This window comes from Mixta gaviniae (assembly GCF_002953195.1).
GTDB classification, from domain to species: Bacteria; Pseudomonadota; Gammaproteobacteria; order Enterobacterales; family Enterobacteriaceae; genus Mixta; species Mixta gaviniae.
The window spans coordinates 199,586-222,407 of the sequence record NZ_CP026377.1 but is presented as its reverse complement, the minus strand read 5'-3'; the positions used below and the strand labels follow the sequence as shown (position 1 = coordinate 222,407).

At 61.5% G+C, this 22,822-nt stretch carries 14 protein-coding genes and 1 pseudogene; 4 read left to right on the top strand and 11 right to left on the bottom strand.

Features of this window, described 5'->3' with window-relative positions:
• Window positions 1-23: 23 nt before the first annotated feature.
• Both C2E15_RS00970 and pdeH read right to left on the bottom strand, forming a co-directional pair.
• Entirely contained in the window at window positions 24-2,081 is a 2,058-nt protein-coding gene (locus C2E15_RS00970) for an AsmA family protein (protein WP_104955749.1), read from the bottom strand.
• A 59-nt stretch (window positions 2,082-2,140) separates the two neighbouring features.
• Complete coding sequence (pdeH, locus tag C2E15_RS00965; RefSeq protein WP_104955748.1) at window positions 2,141-2,914, bottom strand: cyclic-guanylate-specific phosphodiesterase; 774 nt, start codon at window positions 2,912-2,914, stop codon at window positions 2,141-2,143.
• A 272-nt stretch (window positions 2,915-3,186) separates the two neighbouring features.
• Here pdeH and kdgK point away from each other — a divergent pair, with 272 nt between their 5' ends.
• From kdgK to C2E15_RS00950, 4 genes are all read left to right on the top strand, one after another.
• Window positions 3,187-4,122 (top strand): 2-dehydro-3-deoxygluconokinase, encoded by a 936-nt coding sequence (kdgK, locus tag C2E15_RS00960; RefSeq protein ID WP_104959035.1) that lies wholly within the window; start codon window positions 3,187-3,189, stop codon window positions 4,120-4,122.
• A 47-nt stretch (window positions 4,123-4,169) separates the two neighbouring features.
• Window positions 4,170-4,811 (top strand): glutathione S-transferase family protein, encoded by a 642-nt coding sequence (locus C2E15_RS00955; protein ID WP_104955747.1) that lies wholly within the window; start codon window positions 4,170-4,172, stop codon window positions 4,809-4,811.
• A 22-nt stretch (window positions 4,812-4,833) separates the two neighbouring features.
• Complete coding sequence (locus C2E15_RS21195; protein WP_146108517.1) at window positions 4,834-5,073, top strand: hypothetical protein; 240 nt, start codon at window positions 4,834-4,836, stop codon at window positions 5,071-5,073.
• A gap of 72 nt (window positions 5,074-5,145) precedes the next feature.
• On the top strand, window positions 5,146-6,036 hold the full coding sequence (locus C2E15_RS00950; protein WP_104955746.1) for an alpha/beta hydrolase: 891 nt from the start codon (window positions 5,146-5,148) through the stop codon (window positions 6,034-6,036).
• 216 nt (window positions 6,037-6,252) lie between these two features.
• On the opposite strand, the gene C2E15_RS00945 is transcribed toward C2E15_RS00950, so the two are convergent.
• The 9 genes and pseudogenes from C2E15_RS00945 to bcsR form a co-directional block, all read right to left on the bottom strand.
• Window positions 6,253-7,746 carry a M16 family metallopeptidase gene (locus tag C2E15_RS00945; protein ID WP_104955745.1) on the bottom strand — a complete coding sequence of 498 codons (1,494 nt, stop codon included), beginning with the start codon at window positions 7,744-7,746 and terminating at the stop codon, window positions 6,253-6,255.
• Window positions 7,747-8,208: 462 nt separating this feature from the next.
• The gene (locus C2E15_RS00940; RefSeq protein ID WP_104955744.1) at window positions 8,209-9,486 is read right to left on the bottom strand and encodes a dicarboxylate/amino acid:cation symporter; all 1,278 of its coding nucleotides are present in this window, start codon (window positions 9,484-9,486) and stop codon (window positions 8,209-8,211) included.
• Window positions 9,487-10,033: 547 nt separating this feature from the next.
• Complete coding sequence (gene hmsP, locus C2E15_RS00935) at window positions 10,034-12,043, bottom strand: biofilm formation regulator HmsP (RefSeq protein WP_218926712.1); 2,010 nt, start codon at window positions 12,041-12,043, stop codon at window positions 10,034-10,036.
• 130 nt (window positions 12,044-12,173) lie between these two features.
• Entirely contained in the window at window positions 12,174-15,671 is a 3,498-nt protein-coding gene (bcsC, locus tag C2E15_RS00930) for a cellulose synthase complex outer membrane protein BcsC (protein ID WP_104955742.1), read from the bottom strand.
• On the bottom strand, window positions 15,653-16,759 hold the full coding sequence (gene bcsZ, locus C2E15_RS00925) for a cellulose synthase complex periplasmic endoglucanase BcsZ (RefSeq protein ID WP_104959034.1): 1,107 nt from the start codon (window positions 16,757-16,759) through the stop codon (window positions 15,653-15,655). Before bcsZ ends, bcsC begins: the two co-directional genes overlap by 19 nt.
• 8 nt (window positions 16,760-16,767) lie before the next feature.
• Window positions 16,768-19,109 (bottom strand): annotated as a pseudogene (bcsB, locus tag C2E15_RS00920) (cellulose biosynthesis cyclic di-GMP-binding regulatory protein BcsB).
• A gap of 19 nt (window positions 19,110-19,128) precedes the next feature.
• On the bottom strand, window positions 19,129-21,735 hold the full coding sequence (bcsA, locus tag C2E15_RS00915) for a UDP-forming cellulose synthase catalytic subunit (protein ID WP_104955741.1): 2,607 nt from the start codon (window positions 21,733-21,735) through the stop codon (window positions 19,129-19,131).
• Window positions 21,732-22,460: a cellulose biosynthesis protein BcsQ gene (gene bcsQ, locus C2E15_RS00910; RefSeq protein WP_104955740.1), complete on the bottom strand. Its 729-nt coding sequence runs from the start codon at window positions 22,458-22,460 to the stop codon at window positions 21,732-21,734. The genes bcsA and bcsQ overlap by 4 nt, the downstream gene beginning before the upstream one ends.
• Window positions 22,448-22,654, bottom strand: coding sequence for a cellulose biosynthesis protein BcsR (bcsR, locus tag C2E15_RS00905; protein ID WP_104955739.1), 207 nt, complete (start codon window positions 22,652-22,654; stop codon window positions 22,448-22,450). The genes bcsQ and bcsR overlap by 13 nt, the downstream gene beginning before the upstream one ends.
• Window positions 22,655-22,822 lie beyond the last annotated feature (168 nt).

Here is a 22,822-nt window from a genome sequence, read left to right as displayed (position 1 = left end):
GGCCGCCGCTGGCGGCATCGGGGTTATTTTTTCATCTGCTGCAGAATATTAACGCACTGGTTATCTTCGTTATCGCTCGGAGAGATCAGCGCCAGCAGCGCTGCCGCCGGCGTCACCACTGCGCCCAGCGCTACCGCCGCCGCGCCGCGCGCCAGCAACGGCCCGGTTTTCACGCCCGCATCCGGATTTTTAAAGGTACCGCGCACGTAGAGCGGCGAACGCAGGGTAACGATGCGCACCCCTTTGCTCTCCGGGTTAATCGAGAGATCCATCCGTTCATTGGCGAAGTTAACATTGCCGGAGAGGTTGACTACCGCGTTGCTGGTATCGAAAACGAACAGCCGCGAGGTCGCAAGGCCGTTGCGTACGTCCAGGTTAGCGGCCGCGCAGTTGATGCGCACTTCGTCATCACCGAACAGTTTGCCGACCACGTAGTTGCCGACGTTCAGCCCGACAATCTCCATCAGGCTGCGGCTGATCACGCCATCATTCATCAGCAGTTTGACGTCGCCGTTGCTGGTCGCCAGCAGATCCGCCACTGAGTTGCCGGTGCCGCTCAGCGTTGCGTCGCCGTTTAGCTGGCCGAGGCTGTTCTGCATCGCCTCCACGCCGGGGAACAGCTGGCGCAGATGCAGCTTACGGGCGTGCAGGTCGGCGCGGCCGCGCATCGGCGTGCGGCTCCCCTCCAGCCGCACGGTCGAGTTGAGCGAACCGCCTGCCACGCCGAAGCGCAGGGGATCGAGCAGCAGGTCGCCGTTTTTCAGCTCCAGATGGGTATAGAGATCGCTTAACGGCAGCGAGTCGCTATGTTCGATACGCTTGCCGCTGAACTTCACGTCGGCATCCATCACATCCCAGTTTTTGGTGTCGAAGCGGTCATGCGGCAAGACGCGGTCGCCGGGCTGATTGCTCTTTTCACCGCGCTGCGTTTCCGCCCGGGCGGTTTTTTCACTGCCTTTGCCGCTGTCAACGCCGATCAGCGGGCCGAGATCCGCCATGCGCAGCTGACGCGACATCACTTCGCCACTCAGCTTCGGACGCGGTTTGCCCTGGGTGTAAGTGAGCGTGCCGTGAATATCGCTGTCGCCGATATGGCCGTTGAAGTTCTCGTAACGGTAAACAGCATCGCCTTTTTCGCGGAATTTCACTTTCAGATGGCCGTCAGTCTCATAAGGCGGCGTATCCGGCAGCAGTACGCCGGTCAAATCGTAGAGGTTCGCCAGCGTATCACCGGAGAAGCGCACGCGCAGATCAAGCCCGCCGAGGTTAAGCGGATCCTGCAGGCTGCCGGTGATATTGACGCGTGTGGTGCCGTTGCGCACTTCAGCCTGCACCGGGAACGGCGTGGTTTTGCTGCGCAGCGAGAGCATGCCGCCAAGCTTGCCGCTGCCATCCAGCCGCTGATCGTTATAGGTGCCGCTGGCGCGCCAGCCGAAGACGAAATCGGCCGCGCCTTTCTGCTTATCATCGCCGCCCGCTACCTGGCCGTAAGGCACCGGCTTGCCGAGCGGATCGATCTCCATTTTCACGTTGGCTTTATTCACCGCATCGCGATAAGCGAGGTGCGCCCGGTCGAAGAGAATGTTGTCCAGGCGGAAGGACCAGGCAGAAGGCTGCTGTGGCTGATCGTCCGTTTTATCGCTGTTGGCGAGGGTAAAGGTCCAGTTGTTTTTCTTATCCGCCGTCTGGATCAGGCGGGCGTCAGGCTGCTGCAGCTTGATCCAGGGAATGAAAATTTCTTTATGCAGCAGCGCCAGCGGCGAAAGGGTGGCATCGGCGCGCTGCAGCTGCACCATAGTGACGTCCGGGATTGTGGGCGGGTTGCCCAGTACGATATCTTCAGCGTGGATCTGCGGCCAGGGCACCCAACGGCGCCAGCCCGGCTCTTCGCGATTACGCACCCAGTTCACGCCGAGATCGCCGCGAATGGCGAACGGGCGGTTCAGCTCCGTCGAGACTTTCTGGTTGATGGTTGGCTTCAGACGATTCCAGTCGAAGGTTGCGATGACGACAACAACTACCACAACCAGCAAACAAAAAATCCCGATAACCCAGCTGGTGATCTTTCCTGCGCGTGACATCTCCGTCTCCTTACCTGCTCTCTGTCTGGTAAAGATAGTAGAGAGCAGCGAAAACGGCATCAGGGAAGCTGAAGCGGCAGCGTCGTCAGCTGGCTGAAAGGCACGGGACGTGAAAAAAAGTAGCCCTGTGCGGCGAACGCGGGCGACTGACGCACCTGCTCCCACTCTTCGGCCGTTTCCACCCCTTCGACAATTACCCCTTTGCAGTAGCGGCCGATCAGCGCCAGCAGCATGGCGAACAGGCTACGCCCCTCGTCGCTGTCGCGCAGCAGCACGAACAGCTCGCGCGCCAGTTTGATGTAGTCGTAGCTTAGCTCCGTCAGCGCGGAGAAGTTCGCCATACCTGAGCCGAAGTCATCCAGCCAGAGCGCACCCAGTTCCGGCATCTGCGCCACGATCTCCTCCTGCGGCAGCACATGATGCTCCACCAGCTCGAAACGCACCCAGGGCAGGCGGCCAATCAGCGCGCGTAGCGCGCCGTGATGCTGGATAGCCAACAGGGTCGGCCCGTCGATATTCACGGAGGCAACGCGATCGGAGCCGATGAAAAAGCCCTCCCAGCGGCGTAGCAGCTCCAGCTGTTCCTGAATTATGTGCAGACGCTGGGTGATGCTCAGCGCGGCGAAATAGCGTTCCGGCGAAATTGCCTGTCCCGGCGCGGCAGGATGCGACACGGCGGTCAGCAGCTCAATTGCCATCAGGCGACCCGTAACCTGATAAATCGGTTGAAAGGTGTAAGAACGCTGGCATGCCAGCCAGTACTGCTGCTGTTCCTGATGCGGTTGCGCGACAATTGAGGAGGGAAGCGGGTGACTCATTTTCTTCATCCTCATGATTTTTTTATTTTGAATGGCGGGCCGTGAGCCTGAGCCTGACGCAGCGTGACGAAGAGCGCACTTTTTGCACGTAGCGCCGCGTCGAGGCGATCCACTTTATCAGCCGGCAATACTTTCAATCGTGACAATAACGTGGTGATTTATGGTTTTATCGCCGCTTATATCAACAGTTTAGTGACTTAAGTTAAATTAAAACGGTGTTTTAAAATATTGACTCGGCGCCGCGCCGGATAGAGACTAAGGCAGGTTTTCATTACGGGGTGACCATGATGACAGGGAAAAAAATAGCGGTAATCGGCGAGTGCATGATTGAGCTTTCGCAGCGGGGCGACGCGCTAAAGCGCGGTTTCGGTGGCGACACCTTAAACACGGCGGTTTATATCGCGCGTCAGGCGCCGGCAGCGCAGCTGACGGTGGAGTATGTCACTGCGCTCGGCACCGACAGCTTCAGCAATGAGATGCTCGCCGCCTGGCAGCAGGAAGGGGTGCAGACCCACCTGGTGCAACGTCTGGAGAACCGGCTGCCCGGCCTCTACGTGATTGAAACCGACGCGCACGGCGAGCGTACCTTCAGCTACTGGCGCAACGAAGCCGCCGCGCGGTTCTGGCTGCAAAGCCCGCAGGCAGAGGCGATTTGCCAGCAGCTGATGCAGTTTGACTATCTCTATCTCAGCGGCATCAGTCTGGCGATCCTCTCGCCGGAAGATCGCCATCAGCTGATGGCGCTGCTGGCCGCCTGCCGACGTAACGGCGGCAAGGTGATTTTCGACAACAACTACCGTCCACGCCTCTGGCCGAGCCGCGAAGCGGCGCAGCAGGCCTATCAGGCGATGCTGGACTGCACCGATATCGCCTTCTTAACCCTGGATGATGAAACCCTGCTCTGGGGCGAAGCGCCGACGCAGCAGGTGATCGCGCGCACCCGCGCCGCCGGCGTCAGTGAAATCGTCATCAAGCGCGGCGCGGACGCCTGCCTGGTGGCGCTGACCGACGAGCCGCTGCTGGAAGTGCCGGCGGTCAGGCTGGAAAAAGAGAAGATCGTCGACACCACCGCCGCAGGCGACTCTTTCAGCGCCGGTTATCTGGCGGTGCGCCTGTGCGGCGGCGATGCGCAGGCAGCGGCGCAGTGCGGCCACCTGACCGCCAGCACGGTTATTCAGCATCGCGGCGCAATTATTCCGCTGGACGCTATGCCGCAGCGATAGCGAGGACTATGCTGTTGCTTTCCACCACCGCTCAGGAGAGTAACGCGATGCTTAAGGTTTGGGGACGTAAAACTTCAACAAATGTACAGGCTGTGATGTGGTGTATCGGCGAGCTGGGGCTGCCCTATCAGCGCGTCGATATTGGACACAAATATGGCGGCAACCAGACGCCGGCCTTTCTGGCGATGAATCCCAACGGTCTGGTGCCGGTGCTGCGCGATGGCGACGGTCCGCCGCTGTTCGAGTCTGCAGCAATCGTGCGCTATCTGGCGAGCCGCTACGGCAACGACGCTTTCTGGCCGCAGGATGCGCTGGCGCGCGCCACGGTCGATATCTGGGCCGAATGGGCTAAATCGAGCGTCTACGTCAGTTTTATTCGCCCTGTCGCCTGGCCGCTGATCAGAATGCCGGAGAAAGCGGATAAGCAGGCGCTGGCCGAAGCGATGGACAACCTGACGAAGCTGCTGAAAATCGCCGACGATCGCCTGGCGCAGCACGACTATCTGGCCGGCGATCGCCTGACGGTGGCGGACATTCTGTTCGGTATGCAGCTCTACCGCTACTACACGCTGGAGATGACGCGTCCGACGCTGCCGGCGCTGGAAAACTATTACCAGCGCTTAACCCAGCGCCCTGCCTATCAGGAGCATGTTATGGTGCCCTACGATGAGTTGCGCGAACCCGCCTGATGTAAGCAAGCACTCACATTAATTGGCTGGCGCTGATTTTACTGGAAAAACGGCGCCTTCCCGACATGCCAGCGCACGCTGGCCGCCGCCGGTTACGCGCGCCGCCCTTTCTTTGCCTTTCCCGATGCGCGGCAAAGTGTTTAATAAAACTCACTATTTTCCCCTAAATCAAATCGCTGATTTTGCCACCAGGCTAAATCTGAATTGCCTTTTTGTCGTCCGGAAGAACTGGACGCGCACCGCCCTCACCGCCAATGATTAATAGGCCCCGCCTGGCTTTTTTCCGCTGTGCTGCGGCTCTTTCACTCCACCCTCACGTTCATCAGGACAGGCTATGAAAGCAGATATTTTTAATCTCTGGCCACACGGCGATGCCCCTGGCGCCAGCCAGTCGACCGCTAAGCCGCAGATCATCGATTTAGCGAAAGAGTTTGAGCCTTACAACCGCGCGGCGTCAGGCGTTCGCTGTCCTGAGCTGGCCGTCTGGTATCCCGAAGAGTCGAACGGCGTCACGCTGCTGGTAGCGCCCGGCGGCGGCTTCGCCCGCATTATGATCGACAGCGAAGGCAGCGCGCTGGCGACCTTTTTCACCGCGATGGGCTACACGCTGGCGGTGATGACTTACCGGCTGCCCGCTGACGGGCACCATGAAGGCGCCGATGCACCGCTGGCCGATGCGCAGCGTGCGGTGCGTGTGTTGCGCGATCGCGCGACGCGTGGCCTTAACGGCAGGCGTATCGTGATGATGGGCTTTTCCGCCGGCGGCTATGTGGCAGCCAGCCTCGGCACGCGTTTCAGCGAAAAACTCTATCCGCCGCAGGACAATATCGACAGCCTGCCGGCGCGCCCCGATGCGCTGGTGCTGGTCTACCCGCTGATCACCCTGCGCGATGGCCAAACCAATGAAGAGGCGCGCAGGCGCCTGCTGGGTGAATGGCCGGACAGCAAAACCGTTGAAGCCTGGTCACTGGAAACGCGCGTTACCCCGGAAACGCCGCCGGTGCTGCTGATCCATGCCGTGGACGATGATAAGGTGCCGGTGACCCACAGCATGGCGTTTTTCAGCGCGCTGCGTGAACAGAAGGTGCCGGTTGAGCTGCATTTCTATGAGCGCGGCGGTCACGGTTTCGGTATGCGTAATCTTGCCGATTCGCCGCTGGCGAGCTGGCCGATGCTGGTGACCGAGTGGCTGCGCGCGCAGAAAACCCGCACGCTGGCGGTATAACGCGCGGGAACGGGCAGAACAGGGGGAAAGCGCTATTGCCCGCTTTCTGACAGGCAGCGCCGGGGTGGCAACAGGCGGGATAACGTCAGGCAAACAGCACTGCCGCTTTCACGCGCAGCGCAACGCCGCAGGCGGGCAACGCCCCCTCCGCGGCGCCCAGGGATGGCAAGGCCAGGCCGCGTAGACGCTCAGCGCCGCCGCGAGCCGGCCCACGATTTACGACTGCGGTACCGGGATATCGGAGACTTCCGCTTTCCCCTCTTCCGGCGTAGCGGCTGCCGGCGCAGGCGGCGGCGCCATGATTTTTTGCCAGCTCTGGTGCAGCGCTTTCACGTTAGCTTCCGGCTCGCCCTGCGGCTGCATCAGCGCCATGGTCAGCTCCTGCGACAGCTGCTGACGCAGCTCCTGGTTCAGCGCCGCCAGCGTCAGGCCGTTAAGGAAATCCTGACGGAATTTCTGATACTGCTCCGGCGCGATATCCACTACCGCGTTCTGCTGCGAGCGTAAACGCTGGCTCATCAGCACGTCGGTATCGGTGCGCGCATAGGTGGCGAACAGCTTGTTCAGCTCGGCGGTTTTCTGCGCCATCAGCGCATCGAACTCGGTCTGCGGCAGGCCGTTATCGCGTACGTTAGCCAGCTCGCGCGCAATCAGATTCATGTTTTTTTCCAGCGTTTCGGCGCTGGAATCCATGCTGATGGCGCACTGGGCGCGCTGGTAAAGCACCCGGCAGTCAAATCCAACCTGCACGCCCTGCGCTTTGCTGTCACTCAGTACGCGCTGCACGTGCCAGAACAGTGCCTCGCGCGCGAGGTCGCTCTGCCAGTAACGGCTCAGGTTTTGCGAATCGCGAATCGGCTGCCACGGCATATCCCAGATCAGCGACAGGCGATCCTGCTTCAGCGCAGGATTAACCAGTGCGACCGGCTCGGCCGGCAGCGGAGAGAGCGTCGGCACCGGCGCAGGCGTCTCGCGACGGCCTTCCAGCGGCGAAAACGCCTTATTGATCTGCTCGCTCAAAGAGCGGCTATCGATATTGCCCACCACGAACAGCGTCATGGCATCCGGCGTATACCACTGCTTATAGAAGCTGCCGAGCTGATTGATATCGACCGGCGCTTTAGGCTGTTCGGCCGGGTCATGACCTAACAGCGTGGAGCCTTTCAGCCGATAGCGCCACCAGACGTCACGCGGGTTCGGCGGCCAGTTGGCGATGGGATCGTCGGCGTTCAACGCAGTGCTGACCACCTGATCGTTAATCGACATTTTGCCGGCGGTGGCGGCAAGCCAGCCGAGCGCATCTTTCAACAGCTCCGGGCGGTTGTTCGGCAGGCTCAGGTTGTACAGCGTGAATTCATAGGAGGTGACGGCGGGCGGCAGCGGATGATCAGGGTCCATGCCCTGCTGCCAAAGCGAGCGCTGTGCCGCCGGATCGAGCGCGGTGTTATGCACCATCGCCAGACGGGGAAGCAGATGCGTAAAGCCGGTTTGCTGAGCGTTCTCCATCAGCGATCCGGTATTCACCAACAGGCGAATTTCAACGCGATCGCTGGGGCGCTGCGGCGTACTAAGCACCTGCCATTTAAAGCCGTTATCTAATTTTCCCTGCTGCCAGGCAGGATCGGGTTGTAGTGTTTCAGCCTGCAATGTGCCACTGACGGCCGCCAGCAACAACCCACCAACTAAAAGACGAATTCTGGTGCCCTGCATGTGAACCCCTACTCAATTGCCCACTTAATCTCATTGATGACGCGCGATAGTCAGGCGTTATCGTCCTGTTGATAACGCACAGCGGGCGCACCGCAGTTAGACCACGCAAAAACGAGGTTGTCACACAACGAAGTGAAAAATCATAAAAAATGAATGTAAACCGTGCTTTCGCGTCTGAAGCGTGGCCAGGCGCCTGTGGCGGCACAGTCTGTGTGGGCTTTATTATCCAAATGCATGGGGTAAGGGCAAGTCGCAGCGGGCGCGGATAACGGTTTTTTGCAAAGTTTTATAATTTTAGCGATTTTTACCGCCGAAAAGCTGCTCATTACGCATGCAAATCGCTTTTTAGCGGACGATAGGCGCGGTCGATGAAGCCGCCGCGCAAGGCGATAAAAAGAGAAGGGGCGCTTTCTGCCAGGCAGAAGGCGCCCCTTTTTCTGGCCTGTTAGCGCAGCCTGACGATCATACCGGCAGCTTTTTCGTTTTTTTCGAAGAGGAGAGCGTTTCGCGCAGCTGTTTCTCATCCAGCTGATCGACCCATTTCGCCACCACCACTGTCGCCACGCCATTGCCGACAAGGTTGGTCAGCGCGCGCGCTTCCGACATAAAACGATCGATGCCGAGGATCAGTGCCAGGCCCGCCACCGGCAGATGCCCCACGGCCGACAGCGTCGCCGCCAGCACGATAAAGCCGCTGCCGGTCACGCCCGCCGCCCCTTTAGAGGAGAGCAGCAGCACCACCAGCAGGGTGATCTGGTGCATGATATCCATATGGCTATTGGTGGCCTGGGCGATAAACACCGCTGCCATGGTGAGATAGATTGAGGTGCCGTCGAGGTTGAACGAGTAGCCGGTCGGGATCACCAGCCCTACCACCGATTTTTTGCAGCCCAGCTTCTCCATCTTATCCAGCATGCGCGGCAGCGCGGATTCGGATGAGGAGGTGCCCAGCACAATCAGCAACTCTTCTTTGATATAAGCGATAAATTTAAAGATATTGAAGCCGGTGATGCGGGCGATGGTGCCCAGCACCAGCACCACAAACAGGATGCAGGTAATATAGAAGCAGATAATCAGCTGGCCGAGCTGCACCAGCGAACCCACGCCATATTTGCCGATGGTGAAGGCCATCGCGCCGAAAGCACCGATCGGGGCGAGGCGCATGATCATATTGATGATGCCGAAAATCACCTTCGAGAAGCTTTCAATCACGTTGAAAATCAGCGTGCCTTTATCCCCCAGGCGATGCAGGGCGAAGCCGAACAGGATGGCGAATAGCAGCACCTGCAGAATATTGCCGCTGGCGAAAGCGCCGATGACGCTGCCAGGGATGACATCCAGCAAGAAGGCGACCACGCCTTGCTGCTCCGCCTGCTGCGCATAGACCGCCACCGCTTTTGCATCCAGCGTCGCCGGGTCGACGTTCATGCCGGCGCCCGGCTGGATCACGTTGACCACAATCAGGCCGATGATCAACGCAATGGTGCTGACCACTTCAAAGTAGAGCAGCGCCACCGCGCCGGTGCGCCCGACCGCTTTCATGCTCTCCATGCCGGCGATGCCGGTCACGACGGTACAGAAAATCACCGGCGCGATAATCATTTTGATCAGTTTTACAAAGGCATCGCCCAGCGGTTTCATCTGCGCGCCCAGCTCGGGATAAAAGTGGCCGAGCAGGATACCGATGGCGATAGCGGTGAGGACCTGAAAATAAAGGCTTTTGAACAACGATGTTTTCATAAAAGCGTATCCGTTGACGGCGTGGGAGACGAGTGATTAGCTGTTATTATCATCAAGAGACAGCGCGGAAAATAACACCGCGTTAACAAGATTGATATAATCTCGCCCACCGTGGCGGGGTCATAATCAGGATTTATGAACTGAAACGCTTCAGCCAGAATAACCATAACCAGATATTCAGAATTATTCGCTGGCTGATGAAAAAAGCGGGCAGAAAAACAAGGCGGGGCGCGGGTTGTGGCAAGCCGAAAGCGAATAGCACGGCGATTGCGACAAACAGAAACAGCAGATAATAGCGGCGGTTACGGCAAACGGAAAAAGAGAGTAACGCGGCGGGTTACAGCAAGCAGAAAGCGAGCAGGCAGCCGGACGAACCGAAAACAAAGATTGCGCGGCGGGTTACGGCACGCAGAAAGCGAACAGGCAGCAAGACGAACCGAAAACAAAGATTGCGCGGCGGGTTACGGCACGCAGAAAGCGAACAGGCAGCCGGCTAAACAGAAAGCGAAGATTACGCAGCCAGCGCGCCGGGCGGCGCGCTGGCCCTTTACTGCGGACGCGACAGCGTCAGCAACCATTTTTCAAAATCGCTAAGCGACAGCGGGCCGTCATAGAGATAGCCCTGGCCGATGGCGATACCGCGCGCCAGCAGCCAGTCGCGCTGCGCCTCCGTTTCCACCCCTTCCGCCACCACCTCAAGATCGGTGATGTCCGCAATCGCCGCGACAATCTTCACCATCGTATCGTCGTCGGGCAGCGCGGAAACAAAGCTGCGATCCATTTTCAGCTTACTGATCGGCAGCGATCGGAACTGATGCAGATAGCTGAGGTTGGCGTAGCCGGTGCCGAAATCATCCAGCGCCACCGCCACGCCCGCCTCCTGCAGCGCGCCGAGCAGGCTTTTCGCCTGCGCCGGATCGCCGATCTGCGCGGTCTCCGTCAGCTCCAGCACCAGGCTGCCGGGGCGGATACGGTGACGTTCCAGCAGCTCCTGCAGATGCCAGACGGTGCCCGGTTCGCGCAGCTGCAGCGCGGAGATATTCACGTTTAAAGGCAGCCAGATGCCGCGCTTTTGCCAGCCCGCCAGCACGCGGCACGCCTCTTCCAGCGCCCAGCGTCCCAGCGCGCCGATAACGCCGATCTCTTCCGCGCTGGCGATCAGCTCTTCCGGCAGGCTGTAGCTGCCGTCGGGCTGACGCATACGCAGCAGCGCTTCGGCGCCGACCAGTTCGCCGTTGGCCATATTGATTTGCGGCTGCAGAAACAACGCGAACTGCTCCTGCTCCAGCCCCTGCAGAATATCATGCTCCTGCGTCAGCCGGCGCTGAGCGCGTTCGGTCAACAGCGGGTCGAAGAACAGGATCTGGTTTTTGCCCTGATGGCGCGCCGACATCATCGCCGACACCGCGCGCCCCAGCAGCTCCGGCGCGCTCATCTGCGCCGCGTCGCGCTGGGCGATGCCGATGCTGAGCGTCGGACGCAGCTGCACCTGCTGCAGGCTGACCGGCTGATTCAGGCGGTTCATCAGGTTGCGCGCCAGCCGGTAAGCGCGGAAGGGATTATTGGCTTTTTTTACCAGCAGCACAAAATCGCTGACGCCCAGCTGGCCTACTACGGTGCGCTCTTCAATCACGCTGCGGATTTTTTCCAGCAGCGTCAGAGTCAGGGTATCGCGCTGCTCTTCCGTCAGCACCCCGTTCGCTTCCAGCAGGGTTTCGATGCGCACCACAATCACGCTAAACGGCCCGCTGTAGACCGCCGCTTTCAGATGCTGCTCCAGCAGCGCCAGGAACAGCGTGCGGTTAGGCAGATCGGTCAAGGCGTAGTGCGTGGTCAGGCGGCTCATCTCGTCATGCACCGACTCCAGCACCTGCTGGTTACGGTTATAGCTGCGGATCAGCATGCCTATCTCATCGTCCTGATGCAGCGGCGGCACCGGCAGCTTGTGAGTGAGGATATCCTGCGGCGGCAGATCCTGCAGCGTGCCGGCGATGGTGCGCAGCGGGCGGATCACCAGCCGGTTGATGCACCAGCTGATCGACACCGACAGGATCAGCGCCAGCAGCAGATAAGTGGTCAGCATGGTAGAGATGGTGCTGAGGATAAACTGGTAGACGCGCCAAGAGTCCGCCTGCAGCACCAGATAGGCCAACGGCTTGGGCGAGGCGGCGCTTTCGACTGAATAGAGCGGCACGGTGATCTGTACCGGCAGCTCAAACACGCGCGCGATAAACCGCGGCACCGGCTTCTCATTTTCGAAATCGGTACGCAGCGCCTGAAACGCATTAGGCAGCACCACGTCGGCGCGCGACAGAATGCCGGCGGGCTTCAGCGAATTCAGAATGCGTTCCGCCTGTGGAATATCGGCGCGCAGCACCGCCTCTGAGAGCGGCTGACGCACCGTATGCGCGATGTTTTCCATCTGCTGCGCATAATCCGTCCTGCGCTGCTGCACAAAGTGGAAAAGTTGAATAACGATAAAAATACAGATGGTCACTACCGCAACGGCAGAAACCGTTGCCATCTGCTTGATCGTAAGTGACCGACTAACGCGCAAAGCTCTTCTCCAGGCCCTGAACAGCGGGCGAAAACGATGAAAGCAACCAGGAGTATATCTCATGGTTGCTGTTTTTTAAGTAAAGATAGTGACGGCAGGAAACCGGTTTAAGGGTTTTCCGAGCAGAAGGCTACTTAAAGTCGGCGTAAGGCGCCAGCGGCTCTGGCGGCAGATTAAGATCGCCTTCCCAGCCTGCCAGCGAATAGCGGGCGTAAATCAGGCCGTGGCTGGGGGTGTAATCCTTCGCCTGCTGGATATCCACCGCCATGCCGACCGTCCAGTGCGCAGTGACGCGCCGCTCGACCGCCGCGCGCAGCGTATAGCCGAAGCCGCTGCCGCTGCTGTCGGTGGAAGGGTCGCTCGGGGCGGGCTGAAAGCCGGGCCAGACCGGATAACGTTCTTGCCCACGGGTTTTCGAACGTGACCAGGAGACCGAACCGCCCAGATCGAATGACCAATTCTCCGTGCGCTGCCGGTAGCTGACCGGCACCGCCAGCGAGAAATATTGCTGCGGGCTGTAATAGCCACCCTGGCCGAAAGCATAGTCGCTGAGATCTTTCTGGTAGTGCCACAGCATACTGTTCAGACCGATGGTCGCGCGCCGGTTATCTGCGTTGATCAGCTTGTAGTAGTAACCCGCCATCAGTCGCTCGCGGCTGTTGTCCGCCACATTTTTCCCGGTGATCTGGTGGGCGCTGAGATCGGCCCAGACGCCGTGCGCGCCGCCCTGATCGTAGCTCAGCCCGACGGAGCCGCCGGTCGCCACCACTCCGCCCCAGGTGCGTCCGCCCTGCGGGCTGGGATCGCGCGCGCCAGCATAGGCCAGCAGCGAGCTGGAGATCGGCCGGCGTGAGGCGGTCAAGGTCAGGCCGATATCTTTCACATCGGTGTTCCAGCTGACGCCGCCGACCCAGTTCACTACCTCAAAGCCCATCGGCGACGTGCCGATATCGGCCGACCAGCGATCGTTTTGCCAGCCAGCACCGATCGCCACCCCTTCCTGCCGCTGAGTCAGATCGCGGCTACAGCCGGCGGTGCCGTTATCGGCGCAGGTGCCGAACACTTCGCTATGGCTGCCGCCTTCGGTAGAGAAAGTGCCCGCCGAAATTTCCACGCGATCCACGCGCACAAAGCTTTTGCCGTCCGCCAGCGGGGTATCCAGCTGCAGCATGGTGGTGTGGGCGGTGAGATCGGAGATGCCGCCGGTGCCTTTATTGCGCGAGTAATCCTGCTCCAGCATCAGGGTGGTGTCCTGGCGCTGATAGAGATCGGCTGCATCGCTGCGGATGCCGCGCTTCAGCCAGTCGTCATCCGCCTGGTTGCGCATCAGACGGGTAAAGCGGGCATTGTCGGCAGGCACTGTCGGCGTAATACCGCTGGCGACCATCGCCTGGCGGTAATCCAACAGCGCCAGCGCGGGCTGCTGCTGCTGCGCCTCCAGCCGGGCGACATCGCGAAACAGCAGCGCGCTGCTCTGCGATGGCGCTTCCTGCTGCGCGCGCGGCTTCAGCTGCTGATACAGCTGGCGCGCCCGCGCGGCGTCATCCACGTTCAGCCAGGCGTTGGCCAGGCGGCGGCCGACGTTCAGGCTCGCTTCGCCGCTGCCGGCGGGCAGCGCGTTGAGCGCGGCGCGTGCTTCCGCCTTGCGGTCCAGCGCCGCCAGCGCGTCAATCTGCCCCAGCGCCGCATCCTGATTCTGCTTATCTTGCGCCAGCACGCGCTGATAGCCCGCCAGCGCCTGTTGCGGATAGCCGTCCGCCAGCGCCCAGTCTGCCAGGGTGATATCGCGGCGCGGCGAAGCGGGCTGCTGATTGAGCAGCGCCGTCGCGGCAGCGTTATTGCCCGCCTGACGCAGCGCGTCGGCCTGCGCATAAACTTTATCCTGCTGCAGACGGTCAGCCAGCTCGCGCATGTTTTGATCCCAGCGCGCCTGCGGCACGGCGTTCAGCTGGCGCAGCGCCTCATCGGCGCGATCGCTGCCGGAGAGGTAAAGGCTGTAGGCGTAAACCTGGGTCGGATCGGCGGGCAAACGTTGCGCCATGGCCGCCATCAGCGCATCGGCCTGCTGCGGCGTGCCCGCATTACGCAGCGCCCCCGCCAGCCGGTAGTTAAGCCAGACATCATCCGGCGCGTCCTGCTGCGCCTGACGATATTTTTCCGCCGCCTGCGTCCAGCTGCCCTGCTGCGCCAGCGCATCCGCCTCGGCGCGCAGCACATCGCTGCGCAGGCTGTTGAGCGTGCTGCCCAGCGCACGCTGCTGCTCGCCGCTTAGCCCGTTGATAAAGGCGATCGCCTTCTGCGGCGACTGCTGCTGATAGAGGCCCGCCAGCCGCCGCACCGCGGTGGTATTGGTACGGTCCATGCGCCAGGCTTCGCGGAACAGCCGTTCCGCCTCGGCGTCGTTTTTGCGCGCCTGCGCCACATCGCCGAGGCCAATGAGCGCATAGCTGTCGGTGTTGTCCAGCGCGCGCGCCTGTTGATACTGGCGTTCGGCGCTGACGATATCGCCCTTCGCCAGCGCGCTGTCGCCGTTTTCGATCGCCAGCCAGTAGCGGTTAGTCTGGATTAGGCTCTGCCACAGGCCAACGCTGGTGCTTTGCTGACCCGCCTTCAGCGCCTGCTCCAGATAAGTGATGGCGACGGCGCGGTGGTTGGCGCGCCCCAGCGCCTGCCCCATGGCTCCCAGCAGATCGGGATCGTTGGGATTCAGCTTCAGCGCCGACTGCAGCGCCGGAATCGCCTCTTCGCCGCCGCCGTTATCCACCAGCGCCAGCGCGCGCGAACGCTGCTGGAAAGCGGGATCGGCCAACAGTGTCTGCCGCCGCGCCAGCTCCTGTTCGCCGTTGCTGCGCGCATCACCGCTGGTAAAGGTATCGAGATACTGGCGTAGCTGCGCCACGCTTTCCGCCGTTACCGGCTGTGCCTGAATACGGCTCAGCCAGAGTTCCGCCGCCTGGTCGCGCGCGCCGGGATTATTGGCCAGCGTTTTCAGCGCCTCCGCCGCCTGCTGCGGCTTATCGTTCTGGAACTGCAGCCGCGCCAGCTGCATGCGCACGCCAATATTGCCAGGGTAGCGCTGGTCCAGCGCCTGCAGGTTCGCCAGCGCCGTCGGCTGCTGGCCGTCAATGCGCGCCACCAGGCTCCAGTACTCCAGCGCGATATCAACGCTCGGGAAAACGCCGTTGAACAGTTTGTCCCAGGCGGCGCGCGCCTCCTGCAGGCGGCCGGAGGTGGCCAGCAGGCGCGCCTGCTGCAGCTGTTGACGCCCCTCCGGGCTGACCAGCAGCATACTGGCCTGCGCTTCGCGCGCCGCCGCCGAATCGGGGGCGGTCTGCGTCAGCTGATTCATATACTGCTGCGCCTTCGCCTGGTCGCCCTGATGCAGCGCCAGGCGCAGCTGCGCGGCGATCACGTCAGGATTGTCGGGCGCGATCTTCTCCAGCCGGTAGAGCGCCTGGGTGACCAGATCGTATTTGTTGGTCGCTTCACCGGTGCGCACCTGCTCCAGCAGCCAGGTCACCGGCGAGACTTCGCGCGCCGGCGCCGCCGGATCGGCGGCGAACGCGGCGGCGCCGCCGAGCAGGCCGGGCAGCAGCAGGCCCAGGTAGCTTAATCTGAATTTTTGCATTGTTGACCCCGGGCCGGCAGCAGGTCGCCCTGCGCGCTAAAGCGATAGCGGTTTTCATCCCAGCCGACGCCGAACAGCGTCAGCACGCTGCTGTAGTAGGCGTCATTGCCCGGAGGCTGCTGCTGCACGCGCTGCTGCTGCGCCGTCAGCGCGTAAGAGCCTTGCAGCAGCGGCAACAGCGCGGCGGAAAAGCCGACGTTGCCCTGATTGGTGGTGGCGCCGGTCAGCACATCGACCCGCTCCGGCGGATTGCCGTTCTCTTCCGTCAGGCGCACCATCGGCGCGAAATGGGTCAGCAGCGTCGCTTTGCGTGCATCGTCATCGCTGAGCATGCCGGCCCAGAGATAGACGCGAATCGCATCGTAGCCGCCGACTGGCCCTTTCGATTTATCGGGACGCCAGCCGCTGCCGCTTTGCCAGACATACCAGTCGGGCGAAAAGCCTTTCGGTGCCGTCTCCTGCAGCAGGCGCAGCGCGTTACGGTTGATCTCCGGCCACGGCCCTTTCAGCCGGGTCAGGCCCGCCAGCAGCTGTAGCGGCAGGTAGCTGGGGTTGATCATCCAGCTATCGCCGTCGATAAAGCCATATTTGCCCGGCATCAGCATCAGGCCGAATCCTTTCAGGTCGGCCACTTCCTCTTTCGCTACCCGGTTCAGCAGCAGCGTGCCGGTCACCTGATAGCTGCGGCTGTGCCACAGGCGGCTCGCCTGCAGCAGCGTCCAGCCGATCCAGAGATCGGAATCGGAGGCGGGGTTTTTATCCAGCACCTGCCATTTTTTGCTGCTGCTCTCCTGGCCCCACAGCCAGGCGGGCAGGCGCTGGGTTAAATCGCCCTCTGCCAGATTATTTTCAGTCCAGGCCAGCAGGCGATCGAACATCTCGCGATCGTTGGCGACCAGCGCGAAAAACAGCGCGTAGCTCTGCCCTTCCGAGGTGGTGATGTTCTTCCCGTCGCTGGGATCGATCACCCTTCCCTCTTCGCTGATGTAGTCGCGCTTAAACTGTTCCCAGTCAGACCAGGCGGCGCATTCAGCGCTGGCGCGCACCGCCGCCAGCATCAGCATTAACAGCATGCCCAGTCGCAGCATCAGACGTTTCACTCGTCATCCTCATCGCCAAGACGACGGCGCGTTACCAGACGCATCAGTCGCCAAACCATCAGCGCCACCAGCACCACGACGATCACCGCGAACAGCGCCATCAGCGCCGGATGCGTCGCCAGCGCGTGCCACATGCGCTCCCACCACGGCAGGTGGCCAACAAAATAGCTATCGCCCACGCGCAGACTGTTTACGCCAGATTCGCGGATAATCGCCGCTGAGCCATAAATCGCCGCGCGCTTGCCGCTGTCGAGCAGCGCGTCGTTCAACAGCTGATAGGCGCGCGGGCTGTCCGCCAGCAGCGCCACTACGCTGCGCTGATCGTGGAACGGTGACTGGAAGCCGACGATCGCCGCCATCGGGCCATCCGAGGCGATGGTGGTCTGGCTGGCAACCGCGCGGTCACTGGCCGGCGCCGCTACGTCATCCAGCGGCGCCTGGCGTACCGGCTTTTTCACCCAGCTTTTCGCCGCGTCCATCAACAGGTTAATGCGACGATCGTCACGCAGATCGGGCGGAATATCGCCCACCATCAGCAGATCGGCGTCCGCTTTTTTCGCGGCCGACCAGTCGTCGGCGATCTGCACGTTCAGCGCCGGAAAACCGGTCTGCGCGCCGATATTGCCCAGCGCGTTCAGCAGCGCGCTCACCTGGTCGGCGCGCGGCTGCGCGTTGATCAGCACCAGCGTCTGCGACAGATCCGCCAGACGGCTGAACGGGAAACCGGCGTTGGCGAAGGCGCGCAGCGACGGCATCTGCATATAGTGACGGTAGCCGGAGAAGTCGATCGTGGAGTTGCCGTCGACCACCACATGGTTGGTCACCGGCGTCACCGTTTCACAGCGGTCGCCGTTGCTGCCGCCGATAACGGTGGTGGCATAGTCGAAATCGAAACGCAGCTGGTTCACCACGCCCAGCCGCAGCGCCGGAATGGTCAGCGAGGCGCTGTTGTCCTGCAACCCGGAGATCAGCGGAATATGCAGCAGCTGTTTGCCGCTGTCGCTTTTTACCTGCAGCGGATAGTCCTGCATAAACTGGTTATTCAGGTGGATAGCCAGCCGTGAGCCGTCGTTTTGCAGTGGCGAGGTGTAACGGTAGGTGAGATCCATATTGATGCCGCGCGCGCGCACCAGGAACAGGTCGGGCGGCAGGTTCAGCGTCAGGCTAACCGGATAGGGCTGAATGCCGTCCGCCTGCAGCTGGTTTTCATACTGCTGCAGCTCGGAAAATTTAGTGGCACGGTCGGTACGCACCCAGTTCGGCGCATCGTAAGGCTGACGCGCCGCCAGCTGTTTCACCTCTTCCACGGTAGAGGACTGGCCGCGCAGCAGCAGGTCCCCCTGGGCGATGCCCTTCGCCGCCGTCAGCAGATCCTCATCGTTGCGCCCCAGTACCAGCAGCATCTTCTGATAGGGGTTATCGGGCTGGCTGATGATCTCTACCGTCGGCTTCTCTACCGGCGGGTAATCTTTCAGGAAATCGGGGCGCTGGTCATTGGTGGCGAACACCACCGCGTGCTGCTGCTGCGGCAGCTGGTTATACAGCACCGGGAACGACTGGCCGCGCCATTGCGCCTGTACGCCGAACCAGGACGCGAGCAGCGCCGCGGCATGCTGCTGGGTGCGATCCGGCGCGGCGGCAAACACCATCGGCAGCTGCAGCGGCCGGTTATCGCGGCTGTCGAAGAACGGCTCCGGGAAGTCGGAGAGATCGTTTTTCAGCGGCAGTTTCTGCAGCATCAGGTCAAGGCGGCTCTCTTTGCCGATATCGATCCAGATGGCGTGTTGGCCGGGTTTTCGCAGATATTGGTGTAGTGGCCCACCAGCTCGAAGCGCACACGGTTAAAGTCGCCGATAAAGCGCGGATCGATAGTTATCGTCGCCTGGCTCTCTTTGCCCAGCTGCTCCGGGGTGACGGTCACCAGCCCTATCAGCTCTTCATTCAGGTAGACCTTAAAATGCGACAGCGTCGGCAGCAGCGCCGGCGACGGGCGATAGCTCAGGTGTAACGTCGCCTGAGTGACCACTTCATCGCTGCGCACGCCAAATTCGATCTGTCCGTCCGGCCGCGTGCCGAGCAGCTTAAAGCTGCCCGGGGCAGGCGCGACATTGCTGAACAGCAGTTCGCTGGCGCGCACCGGCGCGCCGCCGTCGGCCGGGGCGGCCGCAGGGGCGGCAACCTCCGCCGGCGCGGGCGTTATCGCCGGCGCCGCCATATCGGAAGGCGCCGCCTGCATCATGCCGGCCGGCGCTGCCGCCGGATTGGAGTCAGGTGCGGCATGCGCCATCGGCAGCAGGCCCATCAGCATTGCGGTAAACCAGCTTATTTTTCTCGTCATTGTCGCATCATCAGTTGAGTCATTGTTTTACGCCGGCAACGCCTGCCGGCGCGCTTCCCACGCCTTTGGGAAAAAACGACGCCAGCCAGGAAAGGAAGGCGGTCAGCATCAGGAACAGCCGGCGCAGCCGCGCCGGACCATACTCGGCCAGGCGGATATAGCCTTTGAAGCCCAGAATCATAATGTCGGCCAGGCTCTGCACCGGTTTATCCTCGGGGAAGCCGTCCTGCCACAGCGCCCAGGTATCGGCGCGGGCAAAGGTACACTGAATAAAATCAATGTGCTGTTCGGTAGAGAGGTTTTTCAGGCGGATGCCTGCCCGGCGGCCGAAGACACGCTGCACCGTAGCGGGAAAGCTGAACTCCTGCTGGCTGCGGCGCAGCAGCAGATGGATCTCTTCGCCATCCTTTAGCGCCTCCGCCTCGCGCAGCTCGACGCCGACGCCGCCATCCGAATAGTCGCGCAGCGTGCAGGGCAGCATATGGCCATCCTTGCGCGCAATCGCGGCGGGCATCGCCATCTCTACGCGGTGCGCCTCGCGGATCTGCCGCGCTTCGACGGAGACCGCCACCGCGCCGCCCAGAATAATCATGTTGTAGAACACCCACAGCAGGCTCACCAGCACCGTCAGCACTTCGTTCTGCGGGCCGTAAGCGACCCGCCAGCCCGCCATAAAGACGCCTGCCAGGTTAAGCAGCACCAGAATCATATAGGGCTTGGTGATCACCCAGTCGAGATGTTGCTCCTCCACCAGGCCGCCCTTCGCCGTTACGTTGAATTTCCCTTTGTGCGGGTTAAACAGCGCGACCGTGGTGGGGCGAGCGATATACCAGGCCAGCACCGTTTCATACACCTCGCTCCAGAACGAGTGGCGATAGCGCCCCTGAATGCGCGAGTTGGTCAGGCTGGTATGCAGCATATGCGGCAGCACATAGATGGCGATCGCCAGCGCCGGGGCGAAAATGATATAGGCGTGGCAAAGCAGGAAAGCGAGCGGCGCCAGCAGGAAGATCAGCCGCGGAATGCCCGATAAAAAGTGCAGCATGGCGTTGGCGTAGCAGAGACGCTGCACCAGCTTCAGCCCGCGCCCCATTAGCGGGTTATCCAGGCGGAAGATCTGCACCATGCCGCGCGCCCAGCGAATGCGCTGGCCGATATGCGCCGACAGGCTTTCCGTCGCCAGCCCGGCCGCCTGCGGAATACGGATATAGGCGGAGGTGTGGCCGCGCCGGTGCAGACGCAGCGAGGTGTGCGCATCTTCAGTCACCGTCTCGACGGCGATGCCGCCGATTTCATCCAGCGCGGTGCGGCGCAGCACCGCACAGGATCCGCAGAAGAAGGTGGCGTCCCAGGTATCGTTGCCGTCCTGCACCAGGCCGTAGAACAGCGTGCCCTCGTTCGGCGTACGGCGGAAACGGCCGAGGTTACGCTCAAAGGGATCGGGCGAGAAGAAGTGATGCGGCGTCTGCATCATCGCCAGCTTCTTATCCTTCAGGAACCAGCCCAGCGTCATCTGCAGGAAAGAGCGCGTCGGCACGTGGTCGCAGTCGAAAATGGTCACAAACTCGCTTTTACACACCGTGCGCAGGGCATTATTGATGTTGCCCGCCTTGGCATGTTCGTGCGTGGTGCGCGCCACATAGTTAACGCCGACGCTCTCGGCGAACTGACGAAACTCTTCGCGGCCGCCGTCGTCCAGAATAAAGATGTTGAGCTTCTCTTTCGGCCAGTCGATGCCCAGCGCGGCGTAGATGGTCGGCTTGACCACGCTCATCGGCTCGTTATAGGTCGGCACCAGCAGATCCACCGTCGGCCAAAGGCGCGTATCTTCCGGCATCGACACTGGCTGGCGATGCAACGGCCACAGCGTCTGGAAATAGCCCAGCACCAGCACCACCCAGGCGTAGGTTTCCGCCGCGATCAGCAGCAGGCCGAAGGTCAGGCTGACCGGGTCGTCCCAGTTGAGTGTCGAGGTGTAGCGCCACCAGAGATAGCGACAGGAGACGGTCAGCGACAGCACAATCAGCATCATGGTCGCCAGCCGCCCCGGCACGCGACGCACCACCATCGCCAGTCCCCACAGCATCACCACGAAGATAAACTGCGTAAACAGATCGAACGGCTGCGAAATACAGATCAGCGCCAGCGCGGCGGCGGCAAGGCTGCAGACAATGAAAATCAGCTTGCGCGCCACGGGCGACAGGCTGCTGATGCGTTTTTCCAGCCGCTCGCCCTGCTGCAGGCGCTGCGGCAGGCTGTCGAGCCATTGATACGCCCGCTGCCGCCAGCTGAACAGGCGGCGGAAGGCGCTGAATCTCTTGCGCTGACTGCTGGTGCTGCCGTCCTGCGGCAAAACCAGCAGCAGCCAGACGCTCTGTGAAAAGAAGCGCACGATATCGAGCGGACGCGGGCGCTCCGGCGAAATGTGCGGCCAGAGCGTGCGACGCTGCGCAATGATGCGCTGCCAGCCCGGCGTTTCGAAGCGCAGCAGCGACCAGCCCAGCACCAGCCAGAAGCACTGGATGCCGGCCGCCAGCGCCGGGGTGCCCGCCTGACGGTAGCCCTCGTAACGGCGATTCAGCGCCTGCCAGGCGGGCGCGGCGATCAGCCAGCTTAACGGGTTCATGCGCGCGCCCCCGGAATATGCATGATCAGCCAGTTCGCCAGGGTGACGATCTCTTCGCTGGCCAGCGCGTGCGGGCGATATTCGCCCAGCGGCTGTTTATTTAGCAGCGCTTCGGAGAGCGCCTCGTCGCGGTGGATCATCAGCGGGATCAGGCTGTGCAGCGAACCAATCCAGAGCTGATGCAGATCCTGCTGCACTTTGCTGTTGGCGTTAAACAGGTTGAGCAGATAGAGCGGACGCACCGCGGCGACCGGCTGATGCAGCCGCATATGGCAGTTACCATCGGCCACCAGCAGCTGTACCAGGCGGTCCACCTCTGCGTAGACCGGCTGCAGCCAGGGATGCTCATCGCCCGGCAGATCGAGCAATATCCAGCGGTACTGCGTTTTCAGCGCCGCCAGGTTTTCCAGCCAGGCGCTGACGAACGGCGCCGGATCGGCGTAAAAGCGCGCGCGCTCTTCGCCGTTCAGCTGGCCGAAAGGAATAAAGTCGGGGCCGTCGGGGTAGCGCAGCGCCATAGGCTGCGCATCGCCATCCAGCGCCGCGCGCATCCAGCCGCAGCGCTCGTGTTGCGGCGTATTAAAGTGCAGACGCAGCTGATTGGCCGGCGACCAGTCCATCACCAGCGTCGGCTCGCCCAGCTGCTGTAAGGCCCAGGCCAGCGCCGCCGTGACGGAGGTCGTGCCCGTTCCGCCGCGTACGCCCTGTAGCGCTAAGACCGGCATGCGTTTTCTTCCTGTTGCTCGCGGGAAAGCTCATTTAATAATGGCCAGCGCGCCAGAATGGCTGCCAGCCGCTCTTCGCGCGCAATATCGACATAGCGAAATGCGGAAAAAGAGAACGCTTCGCCCAGCGTACTGATATCGTCACGCAGGCCGAGTTTTTCGGGTATTGCAGAAATTTCTTGCGGTTGTTTCATTTATCTTGCCATTAAAGAGGACGCTGAATAACGTTCATTTTTCTGACCTGCAGTAAGGGGCAGGCGATACATATGGCCCGGCTTTTTATTATATTCATCAAAATTATCCAGGCGAAATAAATCGCTGTCTATAATAAAATAGCTTCGGTTGAACCAATTTGCGAAACT

Coding starts and splice junctions, on each gene's coding strand:
- C2E15_RS00970 (WP_104955749.1), bottom strand. CDS start 2,081: ATGTCACGCGCAGGAAAGATCACCAGCTGGGTTATCGGGATTTTTTGT.
- pdeH (WP_104955748.1), bottom strand. CDS start 2,914: ATGAGGATGAAGAAAATGAGTCACCCGCTTCCCTCCTCAATTGTCGCG.
- kdgK (WP_104959035.1), top strand. CDS start 3,187: ATGACAGGGAAAAAAATAGCGGTAATCGGCGAGTGCATGATTGAGCTT.
- C2E15_RS00955 (WP_104955747.1), top strand. CDS start 4,170: ATGCTTAAGGTTTGGGGACGTAAAACTTCAACAAATGTACAGGCTGTG.
- C2E15_RS00950 (WP_104955746.1), top strand. CDS start 5,146: ATGAAAGCAGATATTTTTAATCTCTGGCCACACGGCGATGCCCCTGGC.
- C2E15_RS00945 (WP_104955745.1), bottom strand. CDS start 7,746: ATGCAGGGCACCAGAATTCGTCTTTTAGTTGGTGGGTTGTTGCTGGCG.
- C2E15_RS00940 (WP_104955744.1), bottom strand. CDS start 9,486: ATGAAAACATCGTTGTTCAAAAGCCTTTATTTTCAGGTCCTCACCGCT.
- bcsC (WP_104955742.1), bottom strand. CDS start 15,671: ATGCAAAAATTCAGATTAAGCTACCTGGGCCTGCTGCTGCCCGGCCTG.
- bcsZ (WP_104959034.1), bottom strand. CDS start 16,759: ATGCTGCGACTGGGCATGCTGTTAATGCTGATGCTGGCGGCGGTGCGC.
- bcsA (WP_104955741.1), bottom strand. CDS start 21,735: ATGAACCCGTTAAGCTGGCTGATCGCCGCGCCCGCCTGGCAGGCGCTG.
- bcsQ (WP_104955740.1), bottom strand. CDS start 22,460: ATGCCGGTCTTAGCGCTACAGGGCGTACGCGGCGGAACGGGCACGACC.
- bcsR (WP_104955739.1), bottom strand. CDS start 22,654: ATGAAACAACCGCAAGAAATTTCTGCAATACCCGAAAAACTCGGCCTG.